Here is a 653-nt window from a genome sequence, read left to right as displayed (position 1 = left end):
GATGCAAAAGAAGGTTGGCTCATACGTACTCCGGCTGCTGAACTGATGCTGTGTATTTATTTTTATACATTTGTTATCACTTTGTTACAAGTGTAATTTGTTCGAATCACCCTTATAACAGATGCTTATCTCTCTCTTTGCTGAGCAATCAAAGTTTCCATTTATGAGATATAGCTCACTGAAAGTGCAAACGCTTTCGTGGCCTTGCAACAGTTTTTGCTTTTGTTTCCCACCGTTTGTGGTTAATGTTCAAAAACGTCAAATTGCGGTCATTGCTAGGGTTTACAACTGCATGAGCAAAACAATTCATAAATGGAAGCAAATTTCTTTGGTTGAAGAAGACGTTCAGCTTCCTACTGGTCAAGTCATTTCACACACCACCATTCACCATCCAGGCGCTGCTGTAATACTGCCAATCGCTGCCAATGGCGATATAGTCTTAGTGAATCAGTTTCGACCTTCTCTCAATAAATGGCTTCTGGAGTTACCAGCAGGCACTCGTGAAGGCGACGAAGACCCGCTCTGCTGCGCGCAACGTGAGTTGGAAGAAGAAACTGGCTTCAGCGCAGAAAAATTTACCCCTCTCGGTCAAGTGACACCGCTCGCTGGGTTTTGTGATGAAATTCAGTATTTGTTTGTCGCCGAACACTTAG

General features: G+C 43.2%; 1 protein-coding gene. It reads left to right on the top strand.

Annotated elements, in window-relative coordinates; genetic code table 11:
* Positions 1–292: 292 nt before the first annotated feature.
* A partial coding sequence (locus tag R8N47_RS25820; protein WP_318186181.1) for an NUDIX hydrolase occupies positions 293–653 on the top strand: 361 nt, incomplete at its 3' end.

The organism is Vibrio sp. 2132-1 (assembly GCF_033344315.1).
This window is presented reverse-complemented; position numbering and strand designations above follow the sequence as displayed.